We start from the raw sequence: 4818 nt of genomic DNA, 5'->3' as shown, positions 1-4818 counted from the left end.
CCCGTCTTCGCCAGCGCGTACTGCGTCGCCGGAATGGGGGCGCTGAGCATGAAGATCGGGTCGGCACCGCGCGCACTGAGGTGGTGGATGCGGGCGCGCGGGGTCAGGTTGTATTTCTCGACGGCTTCGGGTGACGCGAGCAGGACTGCGCTGGCACCGTCGGAGATCTGGCTCGCGACCGCGGCGGTGAGACGGCCACCGTCGAGGAGCGGCTGCAGTCCGGCCATCTTCTCGAGGCTCGTCTCGCGCGGGCCCTCGTCGGTCGTCACATCACCGAACGGCACGATCTCGCGCTCGAATCGGCCTTCCGTGATGGCCGTCTTGGCCCGCTCATGGCTCTGCAGAGCCCACCGCTCGAGTTCCTCACGGCTGACATCCCACTTCTCGGCGATCATCTCGGCGCCCTTGAACTGCGACACTTCCTGGTCGCCGTAACGCTCCACCCAGCCCTTCGATCCACCGAACGGTGTCTCGAATCCGTACTGCTGCCCCACTGTCATCGCCGATGCGATGGGGATCTGGCTCATGTTCTGCACGCCGCCCGCGACGATGAGGTCGGCGGTGCCGCTGAGAATCGCCTGCGCCCCGAAGTGCACGGCCTGCTGGCTCGATCCGCACTGACGGTCGACGGTCACGCCCGGAACCTCTTCCGGGAACCCGGCGGCCAGCCATGCGGTGCGCGCGATGTTGCCGGCCTGTCCGCCGATCGCGTCGACACAACCGAAGACGACGTCGTCGACCCCGGCCGGGTCGATGCCCGTGCGCTGGACGATCGCCTTGATGACGTGCGCACCCAGATCCGCGGGGTGCACGCCGGACAATCCACCGTTCTTCTTGCCGATCGGTGTGCGGACGGCATCGACGATGTATGCCTCGGTCATGTCGGTTCTCCTAGTCACTGGTTCTGGGGCTCGCGAGGCCGTCGAGGACGATCGCGAGATACTGCTTGGCAACGGTGTCGATGGTCAGTGACCCTCCGGGCCGGTACCAGCGGACAGCCACCCACGCGGTGTCGCGCAGGAAGCGGAACGCGAGTTCGATATCGATGTCCTGACGGAAGCTGCCGTCCTTCACACCCCGTTCGAGCACCCCCAACCACAGTTGGCGGAACTCGACGTTGAGTTCGGACAGGTAGGCGAACCGCTCGTTGGCAACGAGATGCTTCACCTCGTCCTGGTAGATGGCGACCGCGGAATGCGACGCGTCGATAGCCTCGTAGGACGCGGTGATCAGCGCCTCGAGTGTTGCGCGGGCGCCGCGGCCGGACGCGACGATCTCGCGATACTTGCCGAAGAGATCGTCGAGAAAGACCCGTAGGATTTCATCGACCATCGACTCCTTGGAGTCGAAGTGGTGGTACAAGCTGCCCGACAAGATGCCGGCCGCGTCGGCGATGTCGCGGACCGTCGTGGCCCGCAGACCACGTTTCGCGAACAGGCCGGCGGCGATCTCGAGCAGTTCGGCCCGGCGTCCGGTCTTCCCTGCCGGCTCGTCGATGCCATGCGCTGGAGTCATCGCAACATCTTATCAACCAAGCGCTTGCTAGGGTATTGGGCCCTATGACGCCTACGCACGCTGAGAGGAGATCGAGACGACCTCCCCGGTGAGGTACGTGGTGTAGTCGCTGGCGAGCATTGCGATGGTGGCGGCGATCTCCCAAACCTCGGCCGCGCGACCGAACGCCTCGTCCGACGCCAGCTTGTCGAGCAGTTCCTCGCTCGTCACCTTCGCGAGGAAGGCGTGCCGCGCGATGGACGGGGCCACGGCGTTGATCCGGACGCCGTACTCCGCCGCCTCGATCGCACTGCAGCGGGTCAGCGCCATGACCCCGGCCTTCGCGGCGGCGTAGTGCGCCTGCGAATGCTGCGCCCGCCAGCCGAGAACGGATGCGTTGTTCACCAGGACGCCGTTGTGTTCGACGCCCTTGAAGTAGCGCAGCGCTGCGCGAGTGGCGCGGAACGTTCCGTTGAGGGTGATGTCGAGAACGCGGTCCCATTCCTCGTCGGTCATGTCGACCAGCGGGGTCTCGCCGCCGAGGCCGGCGTTGTTGATCAGCACGTCGATCCGGCCGAGCTTTCCGGCGGCCTGGGTGATGAGCGCGTCGACCTGCTCGGTGCTCGACACGTCGCACGTCTGTGCCTCGACGGTCTGGCCCGGGAACTCGACGGCCAGTTTTTCCCGAGTCTCACCGAGACGGCGTTCGTGCCAGTCGGACACCAGCACGTCGGCACCCTCGAGAAGGGCACGGCGCGCGGACGCGAAGCCGATGCCGGTGCCGGCGGCCGCGGTGACGACCACCTTCTTGCCCTTCAACAGGTTGTGACCCTCGATCTCGTCAGGAGCGACGGCCAGGGGTGACGCGGGGGTTGTGGTCACGGTCGTGCCTCTCGGGGTAGTCCGAGCACTCGCTCGGAGATGATGTTGCGCTGAATCTCGTTGGACCCGCCGTAGATCGTGTCGGCGCGAGTGAAGAGGAACAGCCGCTGCCAATCGCCCAGTTCGAGATGCTCGGGGTCGGTGATGTCGGACGGCGAACCGACCGAATCGGTGCCCGGTGCGAGCAGTGACGCCGCGCCCTGCACCTCCATTGCCAGCTGTCCGAGGTCGCGGTGCCAGTTGGCCCACAGCAGCTTGGCCACCGAGGCTTCGGACCCGGAGGTTCCGGCATCGACGGCCTCGAGCGTGCGCATGGCGTGCGCACGCATGACGCGCAGCCCCACCCAGGCGCGGGCGATCTTCTCGCGAATGTTCGGGTCGGCAGCCGAACCATTTGCCTTCGCCAGATCGACGACGCCCTGCAGTTCGCGGGCGAAACCGATCTGCTGGCCCAAGGTCGACACGCCACGCTCGAATGTCAGCAGCCCCATCGCCACACGCCAGCCGTCACCCGGCTCACCGACGACCAGATCGGCGTCCGTGACGGCGTCGTCGAAGAACACCTCGTTGAACTCGGAGGTGCCGGTGAGTTGCTGGATGGGACGTACCGTGACGCCGGGCTGGTCGAGTGGCACCAACAGGAAGCTGAGTCCCTGATGCCGCTTGGAGCCCGGTTCGGTGCGGCACACGACGAAGGCCCACTGCGCGACGTGCGCGAGGGACGTCCACACCTTCTGGCCGTTGATCACCCACTTGCCGCCCTCGAGCCGTGCCGTGGTGGAAACGTTGGCAAGGTCCGAACCGGCGCCCGGCTCGGAGTATCCCTGCGCCCACAGTTCCGCCACGGTGTTGATGCCCGGAAGGAAGCGGCGTTTCTGCTCTTCGGTGCCGAACGCGATCAGCGTCGGTCCGAGCAGTTCCTCGCCGACGTGACTGACCCGCGCGGGGGCACCCGACTTCGCGTACTCCTGATGGAACACCACCTGCTGGGCCAAATCGGCACCTCGCCCGCCGTATTCCTTGGGCCAGCCCAGGCAAGTCCAGCCCGCGGCCGCGAGGTGACGGTCCCATGCGAGACGTTCCTCGAAGTACTCGTGTTCACTGCCCGGCCCGCCCTTGCCTTTCAGACGGGCGAAATCTCCGGTCAGATTGTCGGCAAGCCAGGTTCTGACCGCCTGCGCAAAGTCGTCGTCGGTGATCAGCCCATCCGGGCTCTCGCTCTGGTCCACGTCTGTAAGATAACCTACCAAGCACTTGCTAGGTAGGTAGGTAGCGTCGAGATAGGTGAACCGCGCAGTGACCGAACAACCGACAACCACTCCGGCCGCCCTCACACGGGCGGCACGCGACTACGGCGATCTGGTGGCCGTATCGGACGGTGACGTCCGTTTGACCTTCACACAACTCCACGACCGCGTCCGAGATTTCGCCGCGGCACTGTGTGCACGTGGGGTCCAGTCGGGTGATCGGGTCGCTGTATGGGCGCCCAACACCTTCCATTGGATGATCGCCGCGCTCGGCCTCCACTACGCCGGGGCCACGCTGATCCCGGTCAACACCCGCTACACCGCCACCGAGGCCCTGGACCTCATCGAACGCACCAAGGCCTCGGCCCTGGTGGTCGCCGGCAACTTCCTCGGTTCCGATCGCTATGCGGCACTGCGCGACGCATCGAGCACTCTCGACCTGCCCACGGTCGTCCGCGTTCCACTCGACGGCGGCGACGTCCCGGCCCCGGGAGTCGACGACTGGGACGACTTCCTCGCCCTCGCGTCGGACGAGACCCGGGACGAAGCCGATGCCCGGGCGGCGGCCGTCTCCCCCGACGACATCTCCGACGTCATGTTCACCTCGGGCACCACCGGTCGCAGCAAGGGCGTGATGTCCGCACATCGGCAGACGGTGGGCATCGCCGGCGCGTGGGGCGAATGCGCCGAGGTGACCCGCGACGACAACTACCTCATCATCAACCCGTTCTTCCATACGTTCGGCTACAAGGCCGGATTCATGGTGTGCCTTCTCAACGGTGCCACCGTCGTCCCGATGGCCGTGTTCGATGTCCCGAAGGTGATGGCCGTCATCGCGGCCGAGAAGATCAGCGTGCTCCCCGGCGCGCCCACCATCTTCCAGTCGATCCTCGACCATCCTGACCGTCCGAAGTACGACCTCTCGAGCCTGCGGGTGGCTGTCACCGGTGCGGCGGCCGTGCCGGTGGCGCTCGTCGAGCGCATGCAATCCGAACTGAGCTTCGATGCCGTTCTCACCGCCTACGGCCAGACGGAGGCGGTGGTGGTCACCATGTGCCGCACCGACGACGACCCGGTGACGGTGGCGACCACGTCGGGACGCGCGATTCCCGGCATGGAAGTGCGGATCGGTGATCGGGGCGAGATCCTCGTGCGGGGTGAGAACGTGATGCTCGGATACCTCGACGACCCGGAA

5 protein-coding genes are annotated in these 4818 nt (G+C 66.4%); 1 reads left to right on the top strand and 4 read right to left on the bottom strand.

Annotated features, from left to right (window positions below):
* The 4 genes from WAW17_RS16815 to WAW17_RS16800 form a co-directional block, all read right to left on the bottom strand.
* Nucleotides 1-881: acetyl-CoA C-acyltransferase (locus WAW17_RS16815; RefSeq protein ID WP_422334086.1), on the bottom strand; the 881-nt coding region annotated here is incomplete at its 3' end.
* 10 nt (nt 882-891) lie between these two features.
* Nucleotides 892-1515: a TetR/AcrR family transcriptional regulator gene (locus WAW17_RS16810; protein ID WP_422334085.1), complete on the bottom strand. Its 624-nt coding sequence runs from the start codon at nt 1513-1515 to the stop codon at nt 892-894.
* A 51-nt stretch (nt 1516-1566) separates the two neighbouring features.
* Nucleotides 1567-2376, bottom strand: a complete 810-nt coding sequence (locus tag WAW17_RS16805) for an SDR family oxidoreductase (RefSeq protein WP_422334084.1) — start codon at nt 2374-2376, stop codon at nt 1567-1569.
* Complete coding sequence (locus tag WAW17_RS16800) at nt 2373-3605, bottom strand: acyl-CoA dehydrogenase family protein (protein WP_422334083.1); 1233 nt, start codon at nt 3603-3605, stop codon at nt 2373-2375. The genes WAW17_RS16805 and WAW17_RS16800 overlap by 4 nt, the downstream gene beginning before the upstream one ends.
* Before the next feature lie 67 nt (nt 3606-3672).
* Between WAW17_RS16800 and fadD3 the strand changes: the two genes are divergently transcribed.
* On the top strand, nt 3673-4818 hold a 1146-nt coding region (fadD3, locus tag WAW17_RS16795), incomplete at its 3' end, for a 3-[(3aS,4S,7aS)-7a-methyl-1,5-dioxo-octahydro-1H-inden-4-yl]propanoyl:CoA ligase (RefSeq protein WP_422334082.1).

This window comes from Rhodococcus sp. (in: high G+C Gram-positive bacteria), from assembly GCF_049286785.1.
Lineage (GTDB): Bacteria > Actinomycetota > Actinomycetes > Mycobacteriales > Mycobacteriaceae > Rhodococcus_F.
Note: the sequence above shows the minus strand (reverse complement) of the source record. Positions and strands in the feature narration are given on the sequence as shown.

Coding starts and splice junctions, on each gene's coding strand:
- WAW17_RS16810 (WP_422334085.1), bottom strand. CDS start 1,515: ATGACTCCAGCGCATGGCATCGACGAGCCGGCAGGGAAGACCGGACGC.